The sequence below is a fragment of the Bradyrhizobium sp. WSM4874 genome, from assembly GCF_055811835.1.
Genome location: NZ_JBVVPR010000001.1, coordinates 80,036 through 104,128 on the forward strand (window position 1 = coordinate 80,036; position 24,093 = coordinate 104,128).

The 24,093-nt window shown below is 60.1% G+C and carries 24 protein-coding genes; 18 read left to right on the forward strand and 6 right to left on the reverse strand.

Annotation, left to right across the window (positions count from 1 at the left end; translation table 11 throughout):
* Positions 1–164 precede the first annotated feature (164 nt).
* Positions 165–560 (forward strand): His-rich protein BRANT, encoded by a 396-nt coding sequence (locus tag AC0L3P_RS00425; RefSeq protein ID WP_473300783.1) that lies wholly within the window; start codon positions 165–167, stop codon positions 558–560.
* A gap of 72 nt (positions 561–632) precedes the next feature.
* On the opposite strand, the gene AC0L3P_RS00430 is transcribed toward AC0L3P_RS00425, so the two are convergent.
* On the reverse strand, positions 633–848 hold the full coding sequence (locus tag AC0L3P_RS00430) for a hypothetical protein (RefSeq protein ID WP_473300784.1): 216 nt from the start codon (positions 846–848) through the stop codon (positions 633–635).
* Positions 849–948: 100 nt separating this feature from the next.
* Between AC0L3P_RS00430 and AC0L3P_RS00435 the strand changes: the two genes are divergently transcribed.
* The 3 genes from AC0L3P_RS00435 to AC0L3P_RS00445 all read left to right on the forward strand — a co-directional run bounded on the left by AC0L3P_RS00435 (position 949) and on the right by AC0L3P_RS00445 (position 2,833).
* The gene (locus AC0L3P_RS00435; protein ID WP_473300882.1) at positions 949–1,344 is read left to right on the forward strand and encodes a hypothetical protein; all 396 of its coding nucleotides are present in this window, start codon (positions 949–951) and stop codon (positions 1,342–1,344) included.
* A gap of 288 nt (positions 1,345–1,632) precedes the next feature.
* Positions 1,633–2,340 (forward strand): outer membrane protein, encoded by a 708-nt coding sequence (locus AC0L3P_RS00440; protein WP_354058565.1) that lies wholly within the window; start codon positions 1,633–1,635, stop codon positions 2,338–2,340.
* Positions 2,341–2,590: 250 nt separating this feature from the next.
* Positions 2,591–2,833 (forward strand): hypothetical protein, encoded by a 243-nt coding sequence (locus tag AC0L3P_RS00445; protein ID WP_473300785.1) that lies wholly within the window; start codon positions 2,591–2,593, stop codon positions 2,831–2,833.
* Positions 2,834–2,864: 31 nt separating this feature from the next.
* Here the strand turns inward: AC0L3P_RS00445 and AC0L3P_RS00450 are convergent, their stop codons facing one another.
* Together AC0L3P_RS00450 and AC0L3P_RS00455 are read right to left on the reverse strand one after the other, a co-directional pair.
* Complete coding sequence (locus tag AC0L3P_RS00450; RefSeq protein WP_473300786.1) at positions 2,865–3,119, reverse strand: hypothetical protein; 255 nt, start codon at positions 3,117–3,119, stop codon at positions 2,865–2,867.
* 311 nt (positions 3,120–3,430) lie between these two features.
* A complete protein-coding gene (locus AC0L3P_RS00455) occupies positions 3,431–3,799 on the reverse strand; it encodes a hypothetical protein (RefSeq protein ID WP_473300787.1) in 369 nt (122 codons plus the stop codon).
* Positions 3,800–3,901: 102 nt separating this feature from the next.
* On the opposite strand from AC0L3P_RS00455, the gene AC0L3P_RS00460 reads away from it, so the two are divergent.
* From AC0L3P_RS00460 to AC0L3P_RS00485, 6 genes are all read left to right on the forward strand, one after another.
* Positions 3,902–4,066, forward strand: coding sequence for a hypothetical protein (locus AC0L3P_RS00460; RefSeq protein WP_275168354.1), 165 nt, complete (start codon positions 3,902–3,904; stop codon positions 4,064–4,066).
* A gap of 426 nt (positions 4,067–4,492) precedes the next feature.
* Entirely contained in the window at positions 4,493–6,190 is a 1,698-nt protein-coding gene (locus tag AC0L3P_RS00465) for a methyl-accepting chemotaxis protein (RefSeq protein WP_354058571.1), read from the forward strand.
* A 255-nt stretch (positions 6,191–6,445) separates the two neighbouring features.
* The gene (locus tag AC0L3P_RS00470; protein ID WP_473300788.1) at positions 6,446–7,159 is read left to right on the forward strand and encodes a class I SAM-dependent methyltransferase; all 714 of its coding nucleotides are present in this window, start codon (positions 6,446–6,448) and stop codon (positions 7,157–7,159) included.
* Positions 7,160–7,261: 102 nt separating this feature from the next.
* Complete coding sequence (locus AC0L3P_RS00475; RefSeq protein ID WP_473300789.1) at positions 7,262–8,836, forward strand: outer membrane protein assembly factor BamB family protein; 1,575 nt, start codon at positions 7,262–7,264, stop codon at positions 8,834–8,836.
* On the forward strand, positions 8,812–9,096 hold the full coding sequence (locus AC0L3P_RS00480) for a hypothetical protein (protein WP_473300790.1): 285 nt from the start codon (positions 8,812–8,814) through the stop codon (positions 9,094–9,096). Before AC0L3P_RS00475 ends, AC0L3P_RS00480 begins: the two co-directional genes overlap by 25 nt.
* A gap of 74 nt (positions 9,097–9,170) precedes the next feature.
* Positions 9,171–9,584: a GFA family protein gene (locus AC0L3P_RS00485; RefSeq protein ID WP_473300791.1), complete on the forward strand. Its 414-nt coding sequence runs from the start codon at positions 9,171–9,173 to the stop codon at positions 9,582–9,584.
* A gap of 175 nt (positions 9,585–9,759) precedes the next feature.
* Here AC0L3P_RS00485 and AC0L3P_RS00490 read toward each other — a convergent pair whose 3' ends face one another.
* On the reverse strand, positions 9,760–9,981 hold the full coding sequence (locus AC0L3P_RS00490) for a hypothetical protein (protein ID WP_473300792.1): 222 nt from the start codon (positions 9,979–9,981) through the stop codon (positions 9,760–9,762).
* An 8-nt stretch (positions 9,982–9,989) separates the two neighbouring features.
* On the opposite strand from AC0L3P_RS00490, the gene AC0L3P_RS00495 reads away from it, so the two are divergent.
* The 4 genes from AC0L3P_RS00495 (at position 9,990) to AC0L3P_RS00510 (ending at position 13,222) form a co-directional block, all read left to right on the forward strand.
* Positions 9,990–10,496: a Crp/Fnr family transcriptional regulator gene (locus AC0L3P_RS00495; RefSeq protein WP_473300793.1), complete on the forward strand. Its 507-nt coding sequence runs from the start codon at positions 9,990–9,992 to the stop codon at positions 10,494–10,496.
* Positions 10,497–10,499: 3 nt separating this feature from the next.
* Entirely contained in the window at positions 10,500–10,727 is a 228-nt protein-coding gene (locus AC0L3P_RS00500) for a DUF6894 family protein (RefSeq protein WP_473300794.1), read from the forward strand.
* A 318-nt stretch (positions 10,728–11,045) separates the two neighbouring features.
* Positions 11,046–11,240 (forward strand): hypothetical protein, encoded by a 195-nt coding sequence (locus AC0L3P_RS00505; RefSeq protein ID WP_473300795.1) that lies wholly within the window; start codon positions 11,046–11,048, stop codon positions 11,238–11,240.
* A 353-nt stretch (positions 11,241–11,593) separates the two neighbouring features.
* The gene (locus AC0L3P_RS00510; protein ID WP_275168344.1) at positions 11,594–13,222 is read left to right on the forward strand and encodes a hypothetical protein; all 1,629 of its coding nucleotides are present in this window, start codon (positions 11,594–11,596) and stop codon (positions 13,220–13,222) included.
* Positions 13,223–13,338: 116 nt separating this feature from the next.
* Here AC0L3P_RS00510 and AC0L3P_RS00515 read toward each other — a convergent pair whose 3' ends face one another.
* Positions 13,339–15,354, reverse strand: coding sequence for a hypothetical protein (locus AC0L3P_RS00515; protein WP_275168343.1), 2,016 nt, complete (start codon positions 15,352–15,354; stop codon positions 13,339–13,341).
* Positions 15,355–16,434: 1,080 nt separating this feature from the next.
* On the opposite strand from AC0L3P_RS00515, the gene AC0L3P_RS00520 reads away from it, so the two are divergent.
* Positions 16,435–17,874, forward strand: coding sequence for a DUF1254 domain-containing protein (locus tag AC0L3P_RS00520; RefSeq protein WP_275168342.1), 1,440 nt, complete (start codon positions 16,435–16,437; stop codon positions 17,872–17,874).
* A gap of 560 nt (positions 17,875–18,434) precedes the next feature.
* Here the strand turns inward: AC0L3P_RS00520 and AC0L3P_RS00525 are convergent.
* Positions 18,435–19,415 (reverse strand): helix-turn-helix domain-containing protein, encoded by a 981-nt coding sequence (locus AC0L3P_RS00525; RefSeq protein WP_275168340.1) that lies wholly within the window; start codon positions 19,413–19,415, stop codon positions 18,435–18,437.
* A gap of 596 nt (positions 19,416–20,011) precedes the next feature.
* Between AC0L3P_RS00525 and AC0L3P_RS00530 the strand changes: the two genes are divergently transcribed.
* The 3 genes from AC0L3P_RS00530 to AC0L3P_RS00540 all read left to right on the forward strand — a co-directional run bounded on the left by AC0L3P_RS00530 (position 20,012) and on the right by AC0L3P_RS00540 (position 23,351).
* Positions 20,012–22,285 carry an ATP-binding protein gene (locus AC0L3P_RS00530; RefSeq protein WP_473300796.1) on the forward strand — a complete coding sequence of 758 codons (2,274 nt, stop codon included), beginning with the start codon at positions 20,012–20,014 and terminating at the stop codon, positions 22,283–22,285.
* Positions 22,286–22,897 (forward strand): response regulator transcription factor, encoded by a 612-nt coding sequence (locus tag AC0L3P_RS00535; protein WP_275168338.1) that lies wholly within the window; start codon positions 22,286–22,288, stop codon positions 22,895–22,897.
* Between the two features lie 76 nt (positions 22,898–22,973).
* Entirely contained in the window at positions 22,974–23,351 is a 378-nt protein-coding gene (locus AC0L3P_RS00540; RefSeq protein ID WP_275168337.1) for a response regulator transcription factor, read from the forward strand.
* Positions 23,352–24,093: the final 742 nt, after the last annotated feature.

Consider the following 24,093-nt stretch of genomic DNA (forward strand, 5'->3'; position numbering starts at 1 on the left):
GCCTATTCGTCCTGCGGCCGGATGACAAACTTGTCATCCAGATGAACGGAAGCCTGCTGCGGGCTTCAGATTGGGTTCAGTGCGTGCCCCCTAGGCTCCAACCTACGATCAAAGGGTTGGCGAGAGGGCGCCCGCCTCAAGATCCTTCCAAGAGGAGACCAACCATGTTGAAGACCATTTCCGCAGCCTTGCTCGCAGCTTCCGTAATCGCAGCCCCGGCCTTCGCAGCCGAGACCGGCAAGACCACGACGACCACGCCGGTGATCAAGGCGGACCAGAGCCAGACCAAGGTGTCGACCACCGCCGCGAAACCCGACGCCGGCCTCAAGGCTGGTGCCAAGGCTTCGGACGTCAAGGCTTCGGACGTCAAGGCCGACGCCAAGGTGGATGCCAAGGTGGACGCGAAGTCGAAGGCGATGAATGCCAACGCCGCGGTCACACCCGACGAGCACAAGACCGTGCGCACGCATCGCCACCACCACAAGCGTCTCTCAGCGAAGAAGTCGCTGAAGACGCAGCCGGACGTGACCAAGCCGGCGACGATGGACAAGCGCAGCTAACCACTGATCCTGCGCGGCGGCGTCCTAGCATTGCCCCAGCCGCCGCGTGAGGAATTCAGGCGGGCCCGTTCGTCACGCCTTGCGCGAAAGCTCGAGGTGCTGGCGGCGGGCCGGTACGACCATGATGATGCCCGCGAGCAACGTCCCAGGTTTGGCGGCCGCAACCAAAACCTCGAAAACAACCCCATGCACAGTAGCCGATGCTAGATAAATCAATGGTTCGACGGGTGGCTCATCTGCGGATTTTACGAAGCCGTTTGACTTGTCGGGCAAAACACCTGTAGACATGCATCATTGCAACCTTGGGGCTGGAACGTCTCCGAGACTGATCGAGCGGAGAGCGTGAGCGGTGCGGCGACTAGCGGAACGCGCAGTGAGCTTGGCGTTGATGCTGGCACTGCCGCTGGCGCTCACGGGATGTTTCGGCAGCGGCGGTGATCGTCCGGCTCTGATGGAGGGGACCCAGGCCGGAGGCCCACAACCGTTCCCGGATAATTTCCGCGGCGATACGCTGGCCTTGATGCGCACCTACCTGAACAACCCCGTCGGCGTGCGTGACGCCAGTATGGCCGAGCCGGTGCAGCGCGAGGTCGGCGGCCGGCAGTTCTATGTCAGCTGCCTGCACTTCACCCCACGCGAGACCGACGGCACCTACAAGGCCATGAGAGAACGCGCCGTGATTTTCGTCAACGGCCGGGCGGACCGCGTCGTCGATCGCGCCAGCGAGCTGTGCGCGGGCGCGGTTTACGTACCCTTTCCGGAACTTGAAAAGATGACGCGGTAGCGCAAAGCCCACCTTCATCGCCGGGTGATAGAACAGAGCCCGCCGGAGTTGCGGGATCACATTTCGGCGAGCTTTGAACGGGGTGGTTTTGCGTTGCGACTAATCGGTACGGCAGGTTGCAGCCGACGGAAAAAACCGTCGGCACCAGCCTGCGGGACGGAACAAAACGGCGTGTTGTTGCCGCTCCGTCACAGTCACGAACGATCAACGTTCCGGCATCGCCGCGAAGCAACCCAATTCACGCCACGTTGTTTCCTGAGTGTCGTAATTGAAAGAACGGGGATGATCATGAAGAGGATTTTGCTGGGTGCAGTTGCCCTGCTTGCGCTGGCCGCGCCGGCTGCCGCAGCCGACATGCAGGCGCGCACCTACACCAAGGCGCCGGCCTACACGCCGCCGCAGGTGATCTACAACTGGACCGGCTTCTACATCGGCGGCCATGTCGGCGGCGCCTTTGCCGGCGACAGCAGCTTCCAGTCGAGCGACGCGCGCTTCCTCGGCGGTGTCCAGGGCGGCTTCGACTACCAGTTCGCGCCCAATTGGGTCATGGGCGTCGAGGCCCAGTATTCCTGGCTGCCGACCAACAATAGCGGTGCCACGTTCCCGCTCGGCACGCAGGTGACCTCCAATACCGACCAGCTCGGCTCGGTAACCGGTCGCATCGGCTACACCTGGGGTCCGGCGCTGCTTTACGCCAAGGGCGGTTATGCCTGGCGCAACGGCGGCCTTGGCGTCAATATCGCCGGCGTCCCGCAGACCTTCACCGCCACCGGCAACAGCAAAGACGGCTACACTGTCGGCGCTGGCCTCGAATACATGTTCGCGCCGAACTGGTCGGCCAAGGCCGAGTACCAGTATTACAACTTCGGCAGCACGACGATCACCTCCGGTCCGGTCGACGTTGTCGGCGTCCGCGGCCGGGAGGACGAGCATACCGTCAAGGTCGGTGTGAACTACCGCTTTGGCTGGGGCGGTCCGGCAGCCTCGCGCTACTGACGCGCCACCAATGACCACGAACTGACAAAGGCCGGCTCTCGCCGGCCTTTCGTTTGCCCGGCCCTCGTTGGCGAGTTTTGTTTGCATTGCGTCAACCATCTGGCGCGTCATTTGCAAGCAAACGTTCTGGCGGGCGCTTTCTCACGCGCGTCATGGAGCTTGGGTAAAGCAAAAATAATTTTTGCCGCTTACGGAACTCGCGCGCCGGAACGCGTTATATGACAATTACCGGGCTGGTGGGACGACGGACATGCGTATCTTGGTGTCGGCAGTGGTGCTCTCGTGCTTCGTCGGTTTGCCGTGCGCTGCCCAAACAATCCTCAAATCCGAGCCTCTGATGCTGGCACCCTATGAGGTGGCCTTCGTCAAGGATGCCTCGTGCTCTTCCGGCAAGGTGCTGAAGGTCACCGGAGCGATCCGCGGGCTGCATCGCCGGAAGGCCTGCGTGGCTATGGCTGGCGAGCAGGCCTCGCTGGCAACCGCGACGCCCTGAGATTTTTCTGAGCTGTGGCTTCGAGCCGTCCTCAGGAATTGAGTTCAAGCTCCATCCTGGCCTGGCGATCGGCCTCGTCTTTGTTCCGGGCCGGGTCCTCCCCCTGTGCGGCCCGGCACGGCTTGATCTCATAATCGTTGTCGAGCACCCGGCGGGGCCCGGGACGGTTGTCATCCGCAGTTACGTCCACCACCAAGCCACTTCGCTGCGCGAGCCTCCAGACGTCGGACTCATCAGGATAGGCCTTGCTGATCTGGGCGTCGTTGCAGAACAGGGCGTAGGGCATTCTTCCCGCTCCCGGAAAGCGCGTTAACGACTTTGCGGGGGAGGGGTTCCGATCGGCAGGTCGATCACGCCGCCGTGAACGGGGTCGCCGGGTCCTGAGTCCTTAACGAGTCCTGAATCCCGAAAAAAAGAATCCCCGGGACTCGTTTGGCGGAATCAGGGGATGTTTTCGGCCATGACGACCGACCTGAAAACCTCTTGCGGGCACATGCTGCTGCCCCTCACGCTGGCCCTTTTCGGCGCCTGCGCGGCCAATCTCTGGCTGGTGTGGTCCTGGCTGTAGCCCGCGACGGGAGGCCCCGGCTTTACTTGTCAGCCGGCGGACGGGGGGGAGGCGTCGCCGATGGCGGCGCGCAGTTTGGTCAGGGTGGCCGCGCAATATTCCTCGCGCTCGCGCTCGAACCGCTCCTGATGCTTGCGGAAATTGGCGATGCGGGCCTGCATCTCGGTGCGGACGTCGTGGCTCGCCATCCGCGGCGGAGGCAGAGGTAAGGGCTGCGGCGGAGCGGCCTGAAGTGGCTCGGTCTCGACGACGGTGTTGGCGGGGACGATCTGCACCGACACGGCCACTGCCGCCGTCGGGATCTCCGGTGGATGCAAGTCATCCTTTTTGCCGGTTACCGATTGGACGAAGGCCATTGTCTGCGCAATCAGCGCGTCGCGTTCCGCGATCCACTTCATGGTGCACCCCTGTTGGGGCTATTCCAGCAAAGCTGGCCAGCCGAATCAAGAAGGTGTTGGGCGGGGGATTGCATATTTTTCCCGACCGCCCGACAGTGGGGAATGGATGCCAAAGCAGACCATTCGACCGAAGCGGAGGGCCTGAGACTCGTCCGCGCGTTCCTGTCGCTGCCGCCCGACAAACGGGCGGAGGTGATCGCGATCGTTGAGGAGTTGGCCCGCGCCAAACGCCGTCCCGAGGAGGGCGCCGACGTCTCGCCGGTGTGAGCGCTAGCGCTCCCGCGGATTGAGGTTGGGCTCGAACGGGGCCCCGACCACCCGAACTGGCGTCGGAGCGATCATGCCGATCGCCGACGCTTCTGCCTGCTGCTTTGCCGGAGCCGGTTCGAACAGCGCAATTGCTCCAGCCAGTGCGCTACAGCACAGCGTAACGGTCGCCAGCAGAAATATGTTTCGGTTTTCTTCCCTGATCCGCATGGACCGACAACGACTGACGCCGGCGACCGGTTCCGGTTTTCCACGCCAGGCTCGCTCCCCGAATAGTCCGAAGCTTACGCGAAGCTTACGGCGAAAGCCTAAATAGTTAGTTTTCCGTAAGACTACTCGGGATGTTTGGCATCAAATCTTAACGTCAGCTGGTTCCAATGCACGGTGCTGGGAATATGCGCCGGCGGAAATCACTGGGCGGCTGCAATGAGCGTTTTGAACAATCTGAAGATCGTGTGGAAGGTCGCGCTGATCGTGGCCGTGATGGGCTTTGCCATGGTCGCCGTCGCGGGCTTCGGCACGCGCGAACTCTCGGCGACTGTCGACGGCTTCGCCGAGCTTTCCGCCGCGCAATCCTCAGCGCTCAACTTGACGCGAGCCCAGCGCCGCGCCGAGACCTATCATGCCGCGCTCTATGCGGTCTTCACCGAGGCGACGGAGGCGGGCAACGCCAACCGCCTCAAGGCCGCGACCCAGAACCGCGATGAAATCCGCCAATACCTCGACGCAGCCGAGCAGGACGATCCCGCGCGCGCGAGCCAGATCAAGAGCATCGGCGACCAGCTGAAAGCCGTATTCGCCGGCTGCGATCCGGTGCTGAAGGCAGGCTCGCTCGCAAGCAGCCCGGAAGAGAACGCGAAGGCATCCGAACGCGCGCACAAGGAGTGCGACCCGGTGATGGATGCGGCCCTGGGGCGCATTGCCCAGTTCGTGGGCGAGACCGCACAGGCGGTTGCCAAGCGCAAGGACGCCATCAACCGCGACGCCAGATCCGCAACCTGGACCGTGATCGGCGTCAGCGCCGGCGGCCTGATCCTGGGTATCGCGATCGCGCTGTTCATCGGCCTCAACGCGATGTCCCGGCCGATTGCCCGCCTCAAGCTCGCCATGGAGGGCCTTGCCCGCAACGATCTCAAGACCGAAGTGCCCGAGAAGGACCGGCGCGACGAGATCGGCGACATGGCCAGGACGGTCGAAATCTTCAAGACCAACGGGATCGAGGTCGAGCGCCTCAAGGCTGCGCAGGTCGAAGTGGAGAAGCAGGCCGCCGATCAGCGCAAGCGCGACATGGTCAACCTTGCCGACGGCTTTGAGCGCGCGGTCGGCGAGATCATCGAGACGGTGGGCTCGGCGTCCACCGAGCTCGAAGCGTCGTCCTCGACGCTGGCCACCACCGCGCAACGTGCGCAGGAACTGACCTCCGTCGTCGCGGTCGCCTCGGGCGAAGCCACGGTCAACGTGCAGTCGGTTGCGACCGCCACGGAAGAACTGTCCTCTTCGGTTAACGAGATCAGCCGGCAGGTGCAGGAATCCGCGCGGATGGCGGGCGAGGCCGTCATCCAGGCCCGCACCACAACGGAGCGCGTCAGCGAGCTCTCGGTTGCGGCGACGCGCATCGGCGATGTCGTCGAGTTGATCAACACCATTGCCGGCCAGACCAACCTCCTGGCGCTCAACGCCACAATCGAGGCGGCACGTGCCGGCGAGGCCGGCCGCGGCTTTGCCGTCGTCGCCGCCGAGGTGAAGACGCTGGCCGAGCAGACGGCCAAGGCGACCGGCGAGATCAGCCAGCAGATTTCCGGCATCCAGACCGCGACCCAGGAATCCGTCAACGCGATCCGCGACATCTCCGCGACGATCGAGCGGCTGTCGGAAGTGTCCTCGACCATCGCCGCGGCCGTCGAGGAGCAGGGCGCCGCGACCCAGGAGATTTCGCGCAACGTGCAGCAGGCCGCCCACGGCACCCAGAAGGTCTCCACCAACATCGCCGACGTGCAGCGCGGTGCGGCCGAGACCGGCTCGGCCTCCTCGCAGGTGCTTTCCACCGCCAAGATGCTGGCGACCGACAGCAACCGGCTGAAGGACCAAGTCGGGAAATTCCTCCACACGGTGCGCGCCGCCTGAGTCAGCGCGGCGGCTTTCGTCCGCCGCGCTACGCACTCATCGCGCCAGCAGAAATCCCATTGCGAATGCGAACAGCACGGCCGTCATGACGATGGCCGCCGCCGCGCCGGCGGCGATCCTGGCCTTCTCTTTGGCTGTGGTGGGGCGCATGGGGACCAGACGCGACAGATGACGTAAGCAGGTTCGCTTACGGACCGTTTCGGACCGCTCGCTTTGCCTGTATAGTGCGGCTGCGCCGGAATTCACATCCCGTCCATGATCTCCAAGCGTTCACCCGTGCTCGCCCATGAGCGGTTCGTCGCCGACCGCGATAATTTCGCGGGCCTCGATCTCGCCGCGCGGTTCGAGCGGATCGAGCAGACCAACCTGTGGGGCGCAGCCAGTTCGGTGTCGGGCCTCGGCTCCGAGGATCCCGCGACCGCCGCGATCCGCGAGGCGCTTCCTGCACTGCTGCAACGGCTCGGCGCGCACTCGCTGCTCGATGCGCCCTGCGGCGACGCGGGCTGGATCGGCCGCATCAAGCTGGATCTCGACTATACCGGCATCGACATCGTGCCGTCGCTGATCGCGGCCAATCGCCAGCGGGTGGCTGGCGGCGAGTTGTCAGGCCAATTTCTCGTTGCCGACATCACGCGCGATGCACTGCCGCGCGCGGATGTCGTTCTGTGCCGGGACTGCCTGGTGCATTTGAGTTTCGGCAATATCGCCCGTGCCGTCGCGAACTTTCGCGCCAGCGGGGCGCATTTCCTGTTGGTCACGACCTTTCCCGAATGGGACGGCAATCGCGATTGCGAGGACGGCGACTGGCGGGCGCTGAACATGGAGAAGGCGCCGTTCGACTGGCCGGCACCGCACGCGCTGATCAACGAGCGTTGCGAAGAAGGCAATGGCGGCTGGCGCGACAAGAGCCTCGGGCTGTGGGCGATGGATGAACTGCCCGATCGTGTCCTCACTGTCCCGGGGACGTGACGGACGCGGGCTGAACGTCCGTTGCGTCAGTGATTGCCGTCGCGCTATACTTTGGGTTGCATGATGCCGTCTCGCATTGCGGTGACGACGCCGGAGCACGCCATGAGACCGAGTGTTGTCGTGGTCGCCATGCTGGTCTGGTGCTGCGCGCCCGCGCTGGCGCAGCAGGACGGCGCTTCGCTCTACGGAAGCCACTGCGCGCAATGTCACGATGGCGGTGATGGCCAGAGCCGTGTGCCAGGCCGCGGTGCCATGCAGGCGATGTCGTTCGATCATGTGCTGGGAACGCTGACTTCCGGCAGCATGGCGGCGATGGCGAAGGACCGCAGCGACTCGGAACGGCGCGCGATTGCTGCCTTCGTCACCGGCAAGGCCGCGGTGGGCGACAATGCAGTCGATGCGGAGGGACGCTGCACGCAGCAGGTCAACTTCTTTCCGCAACCGCTCGATGGTCCGCGCTGGAATGGGTGGGGTGTCGACGCTGGCAACAGCCGCTTCCAGCCGGCCGACATGGCCGGCCTGACCGCGGAAGAGGTGCCGCGCCTGCGGCTGAAATGGGCTTATGCCTTTCCCGGCGCCTCGGTGTCGTTTGCGCCGCCGACCATTGTGGGCGGTCTGCTGTTCATCGGCGGCACTGACCGCAAGGTGCGCGCGCTCGATGCGCGAAGCGGCTGCACGCTGTGGACGCTGCCGACCGATGCCGCGGTGCGCGCGGCGATCAGCTTCGGGCCGCTTCCCGGCACCGATCAGTTCGCGATCTTCTTCGGTGACTTGCGCGCCAATGCCTATGCGGTGAACGCACTGACTGGCGCGCTGATCTGGAAGACGAAGATCGAGGAGCATCCGGCAGCGCGCATCACCGGAGCACCGACGCTGCATTCCGGCGTGCTCTATGTCCCGGTCTCCTCGCTGGAGGAGGCCGCCGGTTCGCAGGCCAGTTACGAATGCTGTACTTTCCGCGGCAGCGTGGTCGCGCTCGAGGCAGTGACCGGCAAGCCGGTGTGGCAGGCCTACACGATCCCCGAGGTGCCGCACCCGACCGGCAAGAATGCAAGAGGCACGCAGCTATTCGGCCCGTCCGGCGCGGCGGTGTGGTCGGCACCGACGATTGATCCGAAACGCAACGCCGTCTACGTCGCGACCAGCAATTCCTATTCGAATCCGCCGGCCGCAACCGCCGATGCGGTCCTCGCTTTCGAGCTTGCGACCGGTAAGCTGCTCTGGAAGCAGCAAGCGACCCCGAGCGACGCCTTCATCGTCGCGTGCTTCGGCGCGGACAAGACCAATTGTCCGGAAGATCACGGGCCTGACCACGATTTTGGCCAGTCGCCGATCCTCGTGACCTTGCGTGACGGCAGGCGCGTTCTCGCCATCGCGCAGAAGTCCGGCGTCGTGCACGCGCTCGATCCTGATGATGGCGGCAAAATCCTGTGGCAGACGCGGATCGGGAAGGGCGGTGCGCTCGGCGGCAGCGAGTGGGGCTCGGCCGCCGACCAGGATCGCATCTATGTCGCGAACTCCGACGTGCGGTTCCTGCGCGATGGTACGCGGCGGCTCGATTCCACCCAAGGCGGCGGTCTGTTCGGCCTCGACCTCGCCAGTGGAAAAATTGCGATGGAAGTATCTCCTGTCGCCTGTGGCGATCGCCTCCAATGCAGCCGCTCTCGGCTGCCGTGAGCCTGATCCCCGGCGTCGTGTTTTCCGGCGGCGTCAGCGGGTTCCTGCGCGCCTACGCGACAGCCGATGGAAAGCTGTTGTGGGAATACGACACGGCGCGAGACTATACGACGGTGAACGGCGCCCCTGCTCATGGCGGCGCGATCGACGGCCCGGGGCCGATCATCGCTGGCGGCATGCTCTACACCAATTCCGGCTACGGACAATGGGGCGGTGTCGCCGGCAACGCACTGCTGGCGTTCGAGGTTGCGAAGGAGTGAGGGTCCGTCCTGGATCGCCCTGCGCTCCAGCCGAGCGACAGAACCCGTCAGCCAACTGAGAGGAAGGAGTTTCGATGATCGGCGCGAGATGTCGTTGCGGCGCGCTCACACTGTCGCTTCCGGGACCGTCCGGCCTCGTCGTCGCCTGCCACTGCATTGACTGCCAGCGTCGAACCGGCGCGCCGTTCGGAGTCGGTGCGTTCTATCCGGCGGAGGGCGTCGCGATCTCGGGAACGTCGAAGGAGTACGTCCGGACAGCCGCAAGCGGCGGCAAGGTCCGCAGCTATTTTTGCCCCGAGTGCGGTTCGACGGTCTATTGGAAGGCGGACAATCTGCCCGCGATGATCGGCGTTGCAGTCGGCGCGATCGCGGCTCCGAACTACCCGGCTCCCATCCGCTCGGTTTTCGAGCAGTCGAAACATGCCTGGGTGGAGATATCAGGCGCTGAGCACTTCCACCAAGGCAGCGCGCCGAAGCACTCGAAGTGAGAGTTGCGCGTCAAATTTTGCGCCAATGCTTCGCGGCGGGATGAATTAACGCCGTTCCCGTTCGGTTCCCGCCGAGAGGCGTTGGAATTTGCGGCAGCCCCTCTGCTTCGCGTGAGACAATAGCTAGCGGTCCGGATTGGAACGAACGTCACAAAAACTCGTTTGCCGACCGGAGCTAACGATTAATAACGCGGAAATTTTCGAACCTTTCTTGAAGCGGTTGCGGGTCAGCACCGAAATTGATGAAGAGGACGAGGTCGCTATCCGTGATCTGCCAATCACGGTGAAGCGGATGGCTGGCGGTCAGCCGGTCGTTTCTCTCGGAGATCGACCTTCGGCATGCTGCCTTGTCGTTGATGGCTTTATCCTGAGATCCAAGATCGTCGGCAATGGCCACCGCCAATCATGGCCTTTCACCAACCCGGCGACATTCCCGATCTGCAGGGTCTCTTTCTCCATGTGATGGACCATGACGTCAGCACCCTTGGCGATAGCGTTCTCGGCTTCATTCCGCATGCGGCGGTGCGTTCGCTGATAAGAAAGCGGCCCAACGTGGCTCAAGCGCTTTGGCGCGATACACTGACTGACGCCGCGATCTTCCGGGAGTGGATTTGCAACGTCGGTCAACGCGAAGCGACAAGCCGCGTGGCGCACCTCGTGCTTGAGCTGTACACCAGATTGAAAGCGATCGGCCGAGCGGACGGCCTGTCCTTCGATTTTCCGGCCTCGCAGGCACTCCTCTCCGACGCCGTTGGCACGAGTGTGGTTCACATGAATCGCGTCGTTCAGCAGCTGCGTGCTCAGCGCGTGTTGGACTTGGAGCGGGGACGAATATCGATCCTTGATGAAGCCAGGCTGCGCGAAATAGCAGACTTCGATGTGCTTTACCTGCATCTCAATCCGTCGCTGTGAGCCATGAAGTTTTACTTCGACATCAAGGACGACTTCTTTGCTGCGGTCGACGAGGATGGGATGGATTTGCCCGGCCCAGAAGCCGCCGAAAAAGAGGCGATCGCGATGGCGACCTCCATTGTTAGAGACGTCGCGTCGGCAAAGGGGACGCAGGTCCTTATTACAGTCAGGAACGAGAAGCACCCGCTGCTCGAGTTGAGTGTGACGGTCGCTCGGAAAGCTCTGACGTGATTGCGTCGGAAATCGATTCTAGGCGTCGTTAGCCCCTAAGGACGTTCGAGAGACCCTTGGGCCGCTGCTAACGATGAAATGGCTGAAGGACGAGCACGGGTCTGCCACGAGCGCAAAGGTGATGGGCTTGGTCATTTTAGATGTTCCTGTTTGTGACTGACAGGACCATCGTGATTCAAACAATCGTATACCGCGCCTGATTTGCGGGGCGTTGCAGTTGAAGTGGGCTCATTGCAACGAAGTTCTTGCGTGCGGTTGCTCACAGATGGCGCGATGGCCGTATGGCACTGATGTCCAACTCTCAAAAGGGGACCGGTAATGAGCCGCGACTGGACGATTCGGTGGAAGGGCCTGATCTTTGCTGGCCACGGCGTGATGCTTGCACTCGTCGTGAACAAATTTGTTTTCGACGGACCAGGTTGGAGCAAGTTCCCCGTGATGCTCTTCCTGGCGATAGTCTTTGGCGTGATCGGCCATCGCATTGGACAAAAGCAAATGCGCGACAACGTTTGACGTATACGACTTCTGGACCCAAGCTTCACGGTGAGGACAATTGTAATGCACCACGGCTGCCCCGTCGTTGAAGCTGGTGCATCGACAAATAACCGAAAGTTTCGACTACCCTGGGTAGGGCCCGCTAAGTTGTCGATTCCGGCGGCGAATGGTGCCGGCTGAGGGGATTGAACCCCCGACCTTCGGTTTACAAAACCGCGTGTCTGTAAACAGGATATCTCTCGACGAACCAAGAATGGCAAAATTTGTTGACGGTATAGGAGGTTAAACGGACAGCCAAAGCGACCGCTTGTGGAATGGGCCTTGGACCTCCATATCGTTGTAGCCCCGTGTATCCCCAAAAGGCTAGGAAGATGGCGAACAGGCGCTACGCGTTGACCAAGGAGTTGCTGAGCGAGGCTAGTGCCAAGCGCGACGTGAGCGCCGAATGTCAGTTCGCCATCGATAATCCAAGGGGTCTAAGCATCCGTGTCAGGGGCGGAGAGGTTGCATACTATGTGCAGGCTCGCACGCGCGTCCCCGGCCAAAAATCCTCAGTTGTAAAGCGGCGGCTTGGGGCGGCAGGAGATTTCACCTTCGCCCAGGTAAAGAAGATCGCTACTGAAACGATTTTCGCGATCAAGAATGGGCGCGATCCGGATGCAGTCATTGAAACAAGGCTTATGGGTGGAGACGAGAAGTCCGTCGCTGTCGCAGTAGATCGCGCTGAAGCTTTGAAGGGCGAACTGTGGACGTTCGAGATGCTGATCACTCAGTATGCGCAACGTACGAAAAGCTCGAAAAATGGTGGTCGCAATGAAGCACCCAAGCTGCGACTTGCACCTTCGTCAATCACCGAGATTGAGACGCGATTGCGGGATCGGCCGGAGAACGCTGACCTCAAGAAGCGTTTCGTCAAGGAGCTTCGGCTTGAGGATCTTGAAGAGGTTCGCGACCTGATTGAGGCCAGTGGTTCAGGTCCTTCAGCTGCCGCAAAATATGCTGATCTTGCCAAGCGGGTTCTACGCTGGGGACTCAAGCAAAAGCGTCGCTTCACCGGTCTCGAACCGACTGCGACCTGGTGGGAGGCGTTATCCCACGAGTACGAGATGGAGGATCGCTCAGGGCGCTATCTCACCCCGGCGCAGATCGGGATGCTCATTGCCCTTCTGGAGGCCGTCAGGCCTTTGGGAGGCAATAACAACGACGCAGTGCTGGGGGCTCTGCAGGTTTCATGGATGATCCCTCAACGGAGCTCCGCGCTGGTGAATATGCTCGCCTTGCGCTCCGATCGCTGGGTTCCTGATCCCGCCCCGGAACGTGTCGGTTGGCGCGTCTATACCTGGAAACCGGACGAGGTGAAAAACAAGCGCGAAATCAAGCTGAGCGTTCCGCCTATCGCGATCGAGATCCTCGAAAGAGTTGCGCGGTACTCGAAACAACAGTTAGGCGCAGTATCGACCTGGGCGTTTCCGCAGGATCGCAACAAGTACCTTGTGCGCGCTCTCGCCGCTAAACAACGTAACGACAATCGCGTACCGGCCCACCTGGATAAGGCGATTACCCCTTCCTCCCTCAATCACGCGCTTGATGCCCTGGCAGGTCGCAAACCGGGATGGCCGGATCTGCTTACTGTTGTCGGGCTGCCGAACCGGATTGGCCCTCATGACGAGCGTCGGTCGGTCACGAGTTTCTTTGAGAATTTCGGGGAAGGTGCATATGCATCCGCGCTTCTGGATCATCGCGTGAGCGGCGCAGACAAAATGTCGCGCGAGGTCGCTGCCATTACCCAGACCGTCTACAGCGCCGCCGACCGCGTCGTGTTCAAGGCCGAAGGCATGCTGATGTGGATGGAAGCGGTGTTGCCGGCCTACGAAGCTGCAAAGAAGGACCCCCGCTTGGCGAAGGCAGTCGAAATGCGAAAGGCCGCGTTGGCGACGAGGTTACCGGACGAAAAGACGAGAGGGCGAGCCAAGGCGCGTTCCGCGAGGGCGCTTGCCTAAATCCTTCCGGTGTGGGTGTAGTCGCCAGGCGCGGGTGATCTTTCCATCCCTGATCCAGAAGTGGGCACCACATTTTCCGGGGCACCCACAAAAATGGATCTTTCAATTCATCTCGTTCAGTACCTTTGGACCTTGCCCATGCGCGGCGGCTTTACCGGGCCCGCTACTCCGTAAATGACCGTGATGCCCGAACCTCCACCCCATGTCGAAGTGGGACGAAGAGGGTCAGGCGCGGCGGCTCCGTTGAGATCATTCCAGTTATTAGCCGCCCAAACGTTGCCGGCCGCATCAATCGATACATCGGTCAGCATTTGGATGCTGCCGCCTCTGAAAACGTGGATGGCATCGCCAGTCTTCATACCCGCCGGATGACTCGTGGTGTTGTCACCCGCCATCAACACGACACCACGGCCCCAGAAATTGCCGATCCAGACGTCGTCGTTACCGTCAATATTCAAACCCCACGGCACACTGACTGCTTTGTTGCCGGTGAAGCCCATCGGAGCAGGCTGGGAGCCGTCGGGACGGATCATGTTGACGACGCCGGTGACCATCTTGGGGTTGGTCTCGAGGACCTTGAGCATGTGTCCCGCGGCGATCTTGAATTGCTCCATGATAGACGCGCCGTCGGGAATGACCGGCGGGGGGAAGTCGAGCGACATATTGCTGGCCACCCAAGCGTTCCCCTTACTGTCGAGCGCGAGAGCACGAACACCAATCCCGGCGCGGAATGTTTCCGTTTTAGAGGGATCACCGGCGTCAAACCGGACGACGGTGTCCGACTGAGAGTTGCTGACCCAAACCCGATTTTGGCCATCGACGACGATGTCGAAGGGAGACTTCAGACCGGCGACTTTGACGATCCGGCCGTCCTTCACCCGCCCACCAGGAAAGTGCAGCAACTGATTGTCGGAGCCATCTGCAATCCAGACATCACCGCCTGCCGAGACGCCGATGCCCATGAGGCCAAGAAATTTCTCCTTGAAAGGAAAGTCGCTCTCCATGGCGCTGGGGCGACCGTCGAGATCCATCACGAAAATCTTTCCGTTAAAACTCGTGGTCCAAACCCTATCCTGCGTCACAGCGGTGCCCCAGCCGACTCCATCAATACCCATCCCGGTGAAGCCCGTGATTGGTGGCGAGAGCGCGGTTCCGGCGGGCGAGAGTTTGGCCACACCGCCGCCGGTACTTTGATTGACGCCAGACTGCGAACCGGCCATCCAATTTTGTCCACTCCAAAGATTGCCCTCGGGGTCGAACATCAGACGACCGGCCGAGTAAACCCCGCCGCCTGCGAAGCAAAGCGAGAGAGCGAAGTCATCGGGGACGTAAGCCAAGTACGGCACGAACGGCGCCTTGCGTCGGGCGCCGTCCTTGGGTTGCGGGTAGGCTTCATCGAACAACGCGTAAAGTGTCTTTGGGTCTGCCCAGGGCTTGCGGGCGATGCTTACCATCGCTTCGAGCGTGGTCTTCGGCGTCACGCCGCTGCTGGTGGTGGCGGCCTTGAGGAAGCGGGCTCGCCAATCATCATTACCTGCGGTCGCAAACGCCGCAATCAGCGAGCCTAGAGTGTTTAGGCTTGCAAGTGTGGTGGTTTGCGTGCTGTTGAGCGGATCAAGGAGCACCTTGCCCCATGCCCCGGTGGTCGGATCAACCAAGTTTGGAGCATTTCCAGCGGCGATGCGTAAACCGAGTGGATTGCCAGAAATGGAGTCGCCCTTGATAAATTGGGCGGCAGTAAACGCCGACGCGACGGTAGTCATCTCGTTGATGACGACCTGCGCGGGAGGATTGTTGCCCAGCACACTCAACAGAGTGGTCGCCGGATTGTCGCCGCTGCCGGTTTTAGTACCTGCGCCACCTTTAGCAATCACATACAGGACTACGTCCTTGCCGGGTGTTTCGTCAGTTCGAAGCTCAAATCGGCCGTCACTGTCCGATCTTGCCTGAGCCAACTGCTTGGGTTCGCCCGCACTCGCACCCCACAGGGTGATGGTCGAGCTTACGAACGGTCCACCGCCGGCCTGGACCTGGCCCGCGACGCGCACCGAAGCGGCAGCAGTCTCGCAGGCACATGCGAGTGCGAAGGTCAGGATCGCCAGAACCAAGGGCACTTTGGCAAATTTGATCACCGGAGGCTCCCCTTTTCCAAAGTTGCTCAACGCAGTCACCGTCAATGAGCGGGGTGTATATTCGAGCTTGTTATTGTCTCTTGCCAGGCCTCTTGTTCGATAATGCCTCTCGGTAATCGCGACTATGCGAAAACGGCCAAACGTAATTCCTGGTATCGAATTCGCGGCCGCGGCGAGCCAATCTGCGGTTGCTAGGATTTTTCCCACGGCCGAATTTGAGTAGTCATTTCAACACTGCTCGAAGGGTGAACGCATCCCATTCACTCTGGGGGCGAGTGCGAAGCATTATCTAGCGGAGATGAAAGTGCCTTGGAGCAAAGTCTTCGCCTTCGAAGATCCGCACCTCTACCAGCCGCGATCCGGGCTGGAGACTGGAAAAGGTTTCCCACGAAAGAGGACAATTCCGCGCCGAATTGACTCAAATGGTGATGAACAAATTGTGGATGCGGCGCTTTAGCGAGGAGTTGCCGCGCGTCCACAAAGGAGCAATCAACTCCGGCCGCAAGGTAATTACCTTTCCTACGGAACGTCAGCCGGAGGTGTACAATCGTGGAAGGCTGCTGTCGTTTAGTTAAATGCAGGCATGCTGCTGTGGATGGAAGCGATGTTGCCGGCCTACGATGCTGCAAAGAAGGACCTACGCCTGGCGAGGGCGGATGAATTGCGAGAGGCACCTTGGAAAATGGTGTGGCAGATGAGAAGACGAACGGGCGAAAGGCGCGTTCGGCGACGCGGTTGCCTCGGCTTAGGCTACCGAGGTCATGATCCAGAGGCGGCGGCCCCCTCGATAATGATCCCGTCTTTTGGTTGGCGGACGCCGCGCGGAAGCGCTCGCGCGCCTTCATCTTGACCTTCGCCGGGCCCGGACGACTGATGAGAGCGCTGAACCAGTCAAAAACCAGTTGTTGAGATATTCTCCGGGCATCGCGCGAATCTCGAGTTCACACTCCAGGGTCATTCGCGCCACCAGAAGCGAGCCTGAGCTCGCCGATTTCGCATAGTCAGCACTCCAAAACCCTGGTTATTGTGCTTCCTGTCCGAACGTCATTGACGAGGCGAGAGACGGAAGGAAGTTGTTAGATGCTTACAAAACGGGAGTTGCTCCGCTCTGCTGCAATCGCGGGGCTCGCGTCCGCTACGTTGGTATCCACTGACGTGCATGCCCAAAACAGACCGGAATGGCCGAGTATTTTTGAGGCGAAGGACATCGCCGAAGAAGGTTTCATCTTCGGCTTGCCGCTCGTGATGAACTATGCGGTGATGCAGGAATTCGCGGTTGATAGGAATTCGGGGCAGTTCAAGGCGCCTTTCAACGAAATCAACAACCAGCATCGCGTCGCTACCCCGGAGGACACCGCTGTCATTACCCCGAACAGCGACACTCCTTACTCGTTGCTCTGGCTGGATCTCCGCGCTGAAGCAATCGTTGTCTCGGTCCCGATGACTGAAAAGGACCGTTACTACTCGGTCCAGTTCATCGACGGCAATACCTACAATTTTGGCTACATCGGCACACGAGCCACTGGGAGCGCGGCGGGTGACTATCTGCTGGTTGCTCCGGGCTGGAAGGGTGAAACGCCCAGCGGGGTCAAGCAGGTCTTTCAATCAACGACCCCGTTCGCGCTCGCGATTTTCCGTACTCAGCTCTTCAATCCTGGCGATATGTCGAACGTCGAGAAGGTTCAGTCCGGGTACAAGGCGCAGCCGCTTTCTGCATACCGTAGACAACCCGCGCCGCCCGCCGCGCCCCCGATCGACTTTCTTCCTGCCACCACGGCTGGCATCAAAGGTAACTTTTTCCAATATCTCGACGCGGCGCTGCAATTTGTCCCCGAGACAGCGAGAGACAAATCGATCCGTGCGAAACTTGCAAAGATCGGCATCGGGCCCGGCAAGACTTTCGCGTTCAAAGATCTATCGGTCGAACACAAAGCCGAAATCCTTCTGGGGATGAAGCGGGGTGAGGAGAAGGTAGACTCATGGCTATCCGCCGGAAACAAAAACATCGACGGCTGGAATGTTGGTTCGTTCTTTGGCGACGAGACCTTCTACAACGGCGATTGGGTCATGCGAGCGGGCGCTGCCAAGGGCGGTCTATACGGCAATGATGCTGTCGAAGCCATGTATCCCTATACCCGAGTGGACGCGAGTGGTGAGCCGCTCGACAGCAGCAAGCACAACTACACAATCACCTTCGCGTCGGGCCAGCTGCCGCCAGTAAATGCGTTCTGGTCAGTTACGATGTACGATGGCAAGAGCCAGCTACTGGTCAAGAACCGGCTCAATCGGTACCTCATCAACTCTCCAATGATGTCGACAATGAAAAAGGACGCGGACGGCTCCCTGACGCTGTACATTCAAAAGGACAGTCCCGGCGCGGACAAGGAGGCGAATTGGCTCCCTGCGCCCGATGACAGGATCTATCTCGTGATGCGCCTGTACTGGCCAAACCCTATGCCGCCGTCGATCCTGCCAGCTGGCGAAGGGACGTGGAGGCCGCCCGGTGTGAAGCGTGTCTGATGGAAGTCATGCGTCGATAGAAAATTATCTGCTGCGGGTCGAAATGCGAAGAACTCAGCGCAGGGTGGCCGCTTTTTTCTTCAGCGAGGAGATAGGCTACTGACAGCCCCTTGGCGTTATGACGGAATGAAACACACTTGGTACGTCACTTTCGAAGTTCCGCCGGATGGCACGGTCTCGAGACGGCGACATCCCCGCTTAACCAAGACGTTTGAAACCGAATCAGAAGCCAAGGAGTTTGCACGAGCCAAGTTGAACGGCGGATTGATCGTTACGGCAGGGACTATCCTCCCGCACCAGCCAAGAGCGTCAATCCCGTCGGAGAATATTCCGGTCTGGCTCGAAGCTGACCAATTACATGACTAACCATCGGACAGTAAACCGGGATCTTGAAGATGTCGGAAGCCAAAACGAATCCGTCACCGCAACGTTGCTGATGCCCGACTGCGCGTCAGAACAGGCCGGGGATCAACATCGCGGCAGGAGGGGAAAGCTGGAGATGGCGCTAGTCGCCTCCTTCAAGGACGTTGCACTTACCAGATGAATTCTGCTGGGAGCGCTCACGCCACATCGGCCATCCGTAGGCTCGGTCGCGCGGTGGCTCGGAACAACGTAGCCGAAGGTGTTTCCCCAAACATCGCGCGGTAATTCACCGAGAAGCGCCCCAGCTCCCAGAATCCGTGCTCCATGGCAATTCTTGTCACCGTTGTCGTGGAAGAACCGGCTTGCAAGAGTGCACGGCGAACAAGGTGCATTCTCCTCAGCGCGAGGTAGCGGATAGGACCCATACCGAGATGTATTTCGCAGGCGGCGCGAAGGCTGCGCTCCGCAGCTCCGATCGCTCCGCATATGTCTCCTAAATAAAGCGGCACGTTTGGGTTAGCTTCGAGATATTCATGGAATTTTGCGATTATCCGAGCCTGACGCAGGCCGCAGTTAATGGATCGACTAGAGGCGCTCTCGGTGAGACACCTGACCAATAGATGGATGAACTGGTTCTCCAAAGAGCGCGCCGCCTCGTTGACGATAAGAATCTCGGGCGCGTTCGCAGCGATTTGGCCCACTATCTCATGCAGGTTCAGCAGCCGCGACATCATAGCAGCATCTGGCCGAACAAGCTGCCTTTGCGAAGAGCTCGAAAACAAATCGCAACCGGCTATGACTTGGCAAGCAGCATCAAGTCTGGGCATCTCAAGAGATATCGATCCTAGACGAAACTCGGCCTCGGTCTGCTGGTGTATCTCGTCACTGTCATTGACGATAATGGTCCCAGACGAAACGTCCATCCCGCAGTGCCGCATACTAGCTGGGGACGATGACGTCAGGAATGTAAGTACGCTGCGTCCGGGCTTGATGAACCCGGAGTTGATCGTGGGCAAATTGTGGAAGAAGCGTTGGAGCAATAGCTCGCCTAGGCGAACCTTGGTCAGTTCCCCTTTGAAGGAACTGCCGGACGTGGGTAGCACCTCGAAATTCGCAGTCGTGATCGCGGCCTGGTAACAAAGTGGATCTTCAAAACTGAGGGTCGCACTCCGATCCATCTTCTCCTCCGCAGTTTTCGGCACACGTGTTGAGTGTGGCGCGTGTTTCTTATCGGACGGTTCGGGTTAGCGGCTCGGCCGCGGGCTCCAAATCAAGCGATCTGGTTGGCCACCCTTTTGCTTCAAGGTTTGAGGGGGTCGGGGAGGGTTATGGGCACGGAGCCAGAGCAGCCGATCAAGCTGACAGCGGACGAGTGCGACAAAGTCGCCGACGCACTGGCCGACCAAGCTGCCGGTCTGCCGGCCGGTCAAAAACAACTTGAAATAGTGAATTTGGCGCATTGCTGTCGCCATCTTGCGAGATGAAGCGTTTGGTCGCCCGGAACGTGAATTGATGGATCAAGAGTTGTCTTCGCGCCCGCTGTGGAGTGCGGGTGTGCCGCCGCCGCAGCGAAGGTATCTACGTGAGGAAGATATTCGGCCAAACCGCACCGCTGAATTGGACCAAGGTCCCACATTGGCAGAGCCGAAGGATATGGGGCGCTGGGCTCTATCCAATGCGGCTTTGTCCCGCCACGGCCCCAAGCCGAGTTCACGACTCGACAGTTCCCGAATGAATGCTCTATTCTCGCCCAAGTTTCGAATGGACGAGCTCCGTGAAAGCCTGCGATCGGGGTGGTTGGCCGGCTGCTAGGTACGCGCGCTTTTGGCGCGGCGTATTTTTGCTGATTTTTTTCGCGCCTTGGATTTTCATCGCGCAATCTCAGGCTGAAGATGCATCGCGGCGGGTCTTAGTTCTTCACTCATACAATTATACGTTCCCGGCTACTGCAATGGTTTCGGATGCGGTCCGGAAGCGCTTTCTGGAACGTTCTGCCGAGCGGATCGAAATCGACGCCGAATATTTGGATTTGGCCCGACGTCCGGATGAGGCCCACGCCTCACGAATGGCCAATTTCCTTCGCGAAAAATACGACGGCGTACATTTTGACCTCCTGTTCGTGATCGGCGTCTCGGCGATACCTTTCATCCTGAAGTATCGCGACGTGGTCGGCCCGGCGGTTCCCGTCGTATTCTCGGATGTCACCCGGTCGACTTACGAAGCGCTGCAGCTGCCGCCGGACATCACCGGCGTGATCAATAACTCCTACCCCGGAAAGACACTTGAGCTTGCAGAAAGGCTTCAGCCCCAGGCACGTCGCTTAGTGGTGATTAGCGGGACCGATACCGTTGATCTCCGCTGGCGTGAAATCGCACGCACGGCGATCGAAAGCCAAAATGCCGGGCCTGAGGTGCTCTACTGGTCCAACCTCACATACGCGGAATTGCTCCGCGATGTTTCGCAGCTGCCAAGAGACAGCATTGTCATGATTCTTACCTTTTTCGCAGATCGCGAAGGCAAACGCTTCATCCCAAGAGATGTGGCTGCCGCTGTGGCGAAAGCTTCCGCCGCTCCGGTCTACGGGATCTTCGATACCTATATCGGCGGCGGGATCGTTGGAGGGTACACAGACACATTCGAATCTCTGGGCATAACTGCCGCTGACATGGCGCTTGATATACTTTCGGGTACCGAGGTGACAAAGGTACCTCCAAAATCCAATCCCAAGCCCGCCTTCCGTACTGACGCGCGGGCTATGAAGAAGTGGGGCCTCAAAGAAAGTGACCTTCCGCTCGGCAGCATTGTGCTCTTCAAGGAGCCGACTCTCTGGAGTGAGCATCGCTACCTCGTACTGAGCACGATCTTGATTGTCGGATTGCAGGCATCCTTCGTCGTCGCATTGCTGTTCCAACGACGCCGGCGCCATCAAGCTGAAATCTCGCTCAAGGAAAGCGAGGAGCGAATGAGCTTCACCGCGGCTTCGGTAAATGTGGGCCTATGGCAGTTTGATGGAAGTACCAACGAAATGTGGACGACTGAGCATTGCCGAGCAATGTTCGGACTCGTGGGTGACCTGCCGCTTACTCGCGATGCGTTTTTGGAGGTCGTACACCCTAACGACCGCGATGTCGCACTCGCCGCGATCCGCCAAATTAGGAATCCCGGGGAACCTGCCGTAACGCGAGTTCGTGTTATATCAGAAGGGCGGGTCCGGTGGATCAGCATCCGGACGCGTGTGCGCCCAGACGATCATGGAGCTCCGAACCGATTTAGCGGAATCTTCGTTGATGTCACCGAACAGAAGGCCGTCGAGGCCGAAGCGGAGTTGCAACGACAGGAAGTCACGCACTTGATGAGGGTTTCCGTTCTGGGTGAGCTCTCCGGCGCGATCGCGCACGAAGTCAACCAGCCACTCACGGCGATCTTATCGAACGCGCAGGCGGCGCTCTATCTGCTGGCTGACGATCCCCCCAACGTCGCGGAGGTTGGAGACGCGCTGCAGGATATTGTGCAAGATGTTAACCGGGCGGGCGAAGTCATTTATCGGCTGCGAAGCCTGCTGAAGAAGGGCCAGGCGGAACTGGAATCTGTCAGTATGAACGCATTGATCGATCAGACGGTCGCGTTGCTTCGGAGCGAAATGATCGATCGCCGCATTGTGGTCAACATGGATCTTGCGGCCGCTTTGCCTCATCTCTTAGGCGATGCCATCCAATTGCAGCAGGTTCTCTTAAACCTTCTCGTGAACGCAATGGACGCGATGGCTTCAACCGAGGGGACGCGGATGATCACGGTATCCAGCCGGGCAACGCAGGGATGCATTGAGGTTTTTGTCAGAGATCGGGGACCAGGGATTGAGGTTGCCCAGGCAGGCCGATTGTTCGAGCCGTTCTTCACCACAAAGAACCATGGCCTTGGACTTGGATTGACGATCTGCTCCAGCATCATTGAAGCGCATGGAGGAAAGATTGTCGTGGCCAATGACAGTACTGGTGGCGTCGTCGCCACCATATTGCTCCCAACGCAAGAAGTCCTTGCGGAGGCTTGAATGAAAGATCCGGCGTTCACGATTTTTCTTGTTGATGATGACACGAGGGTGCTGAATGCGTTGTCGCGGCTGTTACGGGCGCGAAACTTCAGCCTCAAGGCATTCACGTCTGCGCCGATGTTTCTGGCCGAACACGATGGGTCGGTACCCGGCTGTGCGATCCTCGATGTGTCTATGCCGGGATTAAATGGGCTAGAGTTGCAGCAGACCTTGACTGCAGCAGGTTCGCAAAGGCCAATCATCTTCCTAACTGGCAAGGGCGACATACCGACCAGCGTCCGCGCGATGCGTGCGGGTGCGATCGACTTCCTGACCAAGCCGGTTAAGGAAACAGAATTGTTGACTGCGATCGCACGAGCCGAGAAACAGGATGCGGCGACCCGTGCCGCTATCGTTGAGATCGACGAGATCAAGGTACGGCTCGCGATGCTGACACCGCGGGAGCGCGAGGTTCTGACCCAGGTAGTCGCCGGCCGCCTCAACAAGCAGATCGCGGGGGACCTCGGTACTGCGGAGAAGACGATCAAGGTGCACCGCGGGCGGGTGATGATGAAACTCGGGGTACGCTCGGTAGCGGACCTCGTAAGGCTGACGGAAAAAGCGCGGATCTAGTGCCGAGTGGTACCAAAGTGATGTTGGTCCAAGGGCCAACTCGACAGCCCACAACCCTGACGCCGATAGTGTCGCCATGGGAGACAACTCGGGCTGCATCGCGATTGTGGATGACGACCCTTTCGTGCTGAGGGCTCTCGAGCGCTTGTTAAGGGCTCGCGCGCTCAAGGTTAGGACATACACCTCCGCTCGGGACTTTCTGACCAGCCTGCCGCTCGGAGTACCAGTGTGCCTGATTGTCGACCTGCAGATGCCCGAAATGAGCGGCCTTGAGCTTCAGCACCAACTCACTCGCTCAGGGATCTGGATTCCGACCATCGTCATCACGGCTCACAACGAGGCCAGCGCTCGCGAACGCTGCGAAGCCGCTGGGTGCGCGGCTTTCCTTACCAAGCCGCTGCAACCTGCGTCCCTGCTGGTCGCCATCGAAACTGCGACGAACACCAAGATGTAAGCTTCGCCCATAGACCGTCGGCGACCTTGGTGTACAGAGGTAAAAACGGGCTACCCGACTTCTGTTTTAAGGGTCAGGAGCGCCAGTTTGCCCAATCCCGCAAGCTTTCGGTCCGTCCCTATCAACCGGCATTCAGTTGGGTTGCATCAACGGCAGTGATGGGCCGGAATTAGAGCCACATTGGACAAGCTATTACGTTCGCGCCATACTGCCGCAGCTATCAAAGCGGCCGGCTGGGATGACAATGTTCATTTTCCGAGCTCGAGCCAAAGGGACGGCGCAAGAGCTGGGTTTTGCCGATGTGGTTCGATCGTACTGTTGCCTGATGCTAGTGCCGGCTTTGGTATGTGTCTCCGGTCCCGTCCTGGCTTGGCTCAGGATCCTAGCGACAGCAATGGTGGATCCGGACCGACTTCGTGGCCTAATGTTTATTTGGACTAGAGAACGAACTACGCCACGGCGCCCGCCAATACACTTTCGATCGGCTTCAGCGGTCCTTCGCTGTCAACCGCCAGCGCGGCGCTTCGAATCCGCTCGGATCTGTCGAGTTCATCGCGACTTGCGAGCTTTCCGGCACCATCGTCGCCATCGACCCAAAGCATCGCACTTGACATTCCGCTGACGGTCGATATTAGCGACGCCGTTTCATTGTATGGCGGTTTCACGGCGAGCGCTTTGCAAAGTGGTACGTCTGACTGGTCGTCCCTTGCGATCTCTAGCTGGAACGTGGGTTTCCAAGCTG

What these genes read in the sequence shown, in the direction of transcription:
- AC0L3P_RS00425 (WP_473300783.1), top strand. Translation starts at nt 165, where the DNA reads ATGTTGAAGACCATTTCCGCAGCCTTGCTCGCAGCTTCCGTAATCGCA.
- AC0L3P_RS00430 (WP_473300784.1), bottom strand. Translation starts at nt 848, where the DNA reads ATGTCTACAGGTGTTTTGCCCGACAAGTCAAACGGCTTCGTAAAATCC.
- AC0L3P_RS00435 (WP_473300882.1), top strand. Translation starts at nt 949, where the DNA reads ATGCTGGCACTGCCGCTGGCGCTCACGGGATGTTTCGGCAGCGGCGGT.
- AC0L3P_RS00440 (WP_354058565.1), top strand. Translation starts at nt 1,633, where the DNA reads ATGAAGAGGATTTTGCTGGGTGCAGTTGCCCTGCTTGCGCTGGCCGCG.
- AC0L3P_RS00445 (WP_473300785.1), top strand. Translation starts at nt 2,591, where the DNA reads ATGCGTATCTTGGTGTCGGCAGTGGTGCTCTCGTGCTTCGTCGGTTTG.
- AC0L3P_RS00450 (WP_473300786.1), bottom strand. Translation starts at nt 3,119, where the DNA reads ATGCCCTACGCCCTGTTCTGCAACGACGCCCAGATCAGCAAGGCCTAT.
- AC0L3P_RS00455 (WP_473300787.1), bottom strand. Translation starts at nt 3,799, where the DNA reads ATGAAGTGGATCGCGGAACGCGACGCGCTGATTGCGCAGACAATGGCC.
- AC0L3P_RS00460 (WP_275168354.1), top strand. Translation starts at nt 3,902, where the DNA reads ATGGATGCCAAAGCAGACCATTCGACCGAAGCGGAGGGCCTGAGACTC.
- AC0L3P_RS00465 (WP_354058571.1), top strand. Translation starts at nt 4,493, where the DNA reads ATGAGCGTTTTGAACAATCTGAAGATCGTGTGGAAGGTCGCGCTGATC.
- AC0L3P_RS00470 (WP_473300788.1), top strand. Translation starts at nt 6,446, where the DNA reads ATGATCTCCAAGCGTTCACCCGTGCTCGCCCATGAGCGGTTCGTCGCC.
- AC0L3P_RS00475 (WP_473300789.1), top strand. Translation starts at nt 7,262, where the DNA reads ATGAGACCGAGTGTTGTCGTGGTCGCCATGCTGGTCTGGTGCTGCGCG.
- AC0L3P_RS00480 (WP_473300790.1), top strand. Translation starts at nt 8,812, where the DNA reads ATGCAGCCGCTCTCGGCTGCCGTGAGCCTGATCCCCGGCGTCGTGTTT.
- AC0L3P_RS00485 (WP_473300791.1), top strand. Translation starts at nt 9,171, where the DNA reads ATGATCGGCGCGAGATGTCGTTGCGGCGCGCTCACACTGTCGCTTCCG.
- AC0L3P_RS00495 (WP_473300793.1), top strand. Translation starts at nt 9,990, where the DNA reads ATGGCCTTTCACCAACCCGGCGACATTCCCGATCTGCAGGGTCTCTTT.
- AC0L3P_RS00500 (WP_473300794.1), top strand. Translation starts at nt 10,500, where the DNA reads ATGAAGTTTTACTTCGACATCAAGGACGACTTCTTTGCTGCGGTCGAC.
- AC0L3P_RS00505 (WP_473300795.1), top strand. Translation starts at nt 11,046, where the DNA reads ATGAGCCGCGACTGGACGATTCGGTGGAAGGGCCTGATCTTTGCTGGC.
- AC0L3P_RS00510 (WP_275168344.1), top strand. Translation starts at nt 11,594, where the DNA reads ATGGCGAACAGGCGCTACGCGTTGACCAAGGAGTTGCTGAGCGAGGCT.
- AC0L3P_RS00520 (WP_275168342.1), top strand. Translation starts at nt 16,435, where the DNA reads ATGCTTACAAAACGGGAGTTGCTCCGCTCTGCTGCAATCGCGGGGCTC.
- AC0L3P_RS00525 (WP_275168340.1), bottom strand. Translation starts at nt 19,415, where the DNA reads ATGGATCGGAGTGCGACCCTCAGTTTTGAAGATCCACTTTGTTACCAG.
- AC0L3P_RS00535 (WP_275168338.1), top strand. Translation starts at nt 22,286, where the DNA reads ATGAAAGATCCGGCGTTCACGATTTTTCTTGTTGATGATGACACGAGG.
- AC0L3P_RS00540 (WP_275168337.1), top strand. Translation starts at nt 22,974, where the DNA reads ATGGGAGACAACTCGGGCTGCATCGCGATTGTGGATGACGACCCTTTC.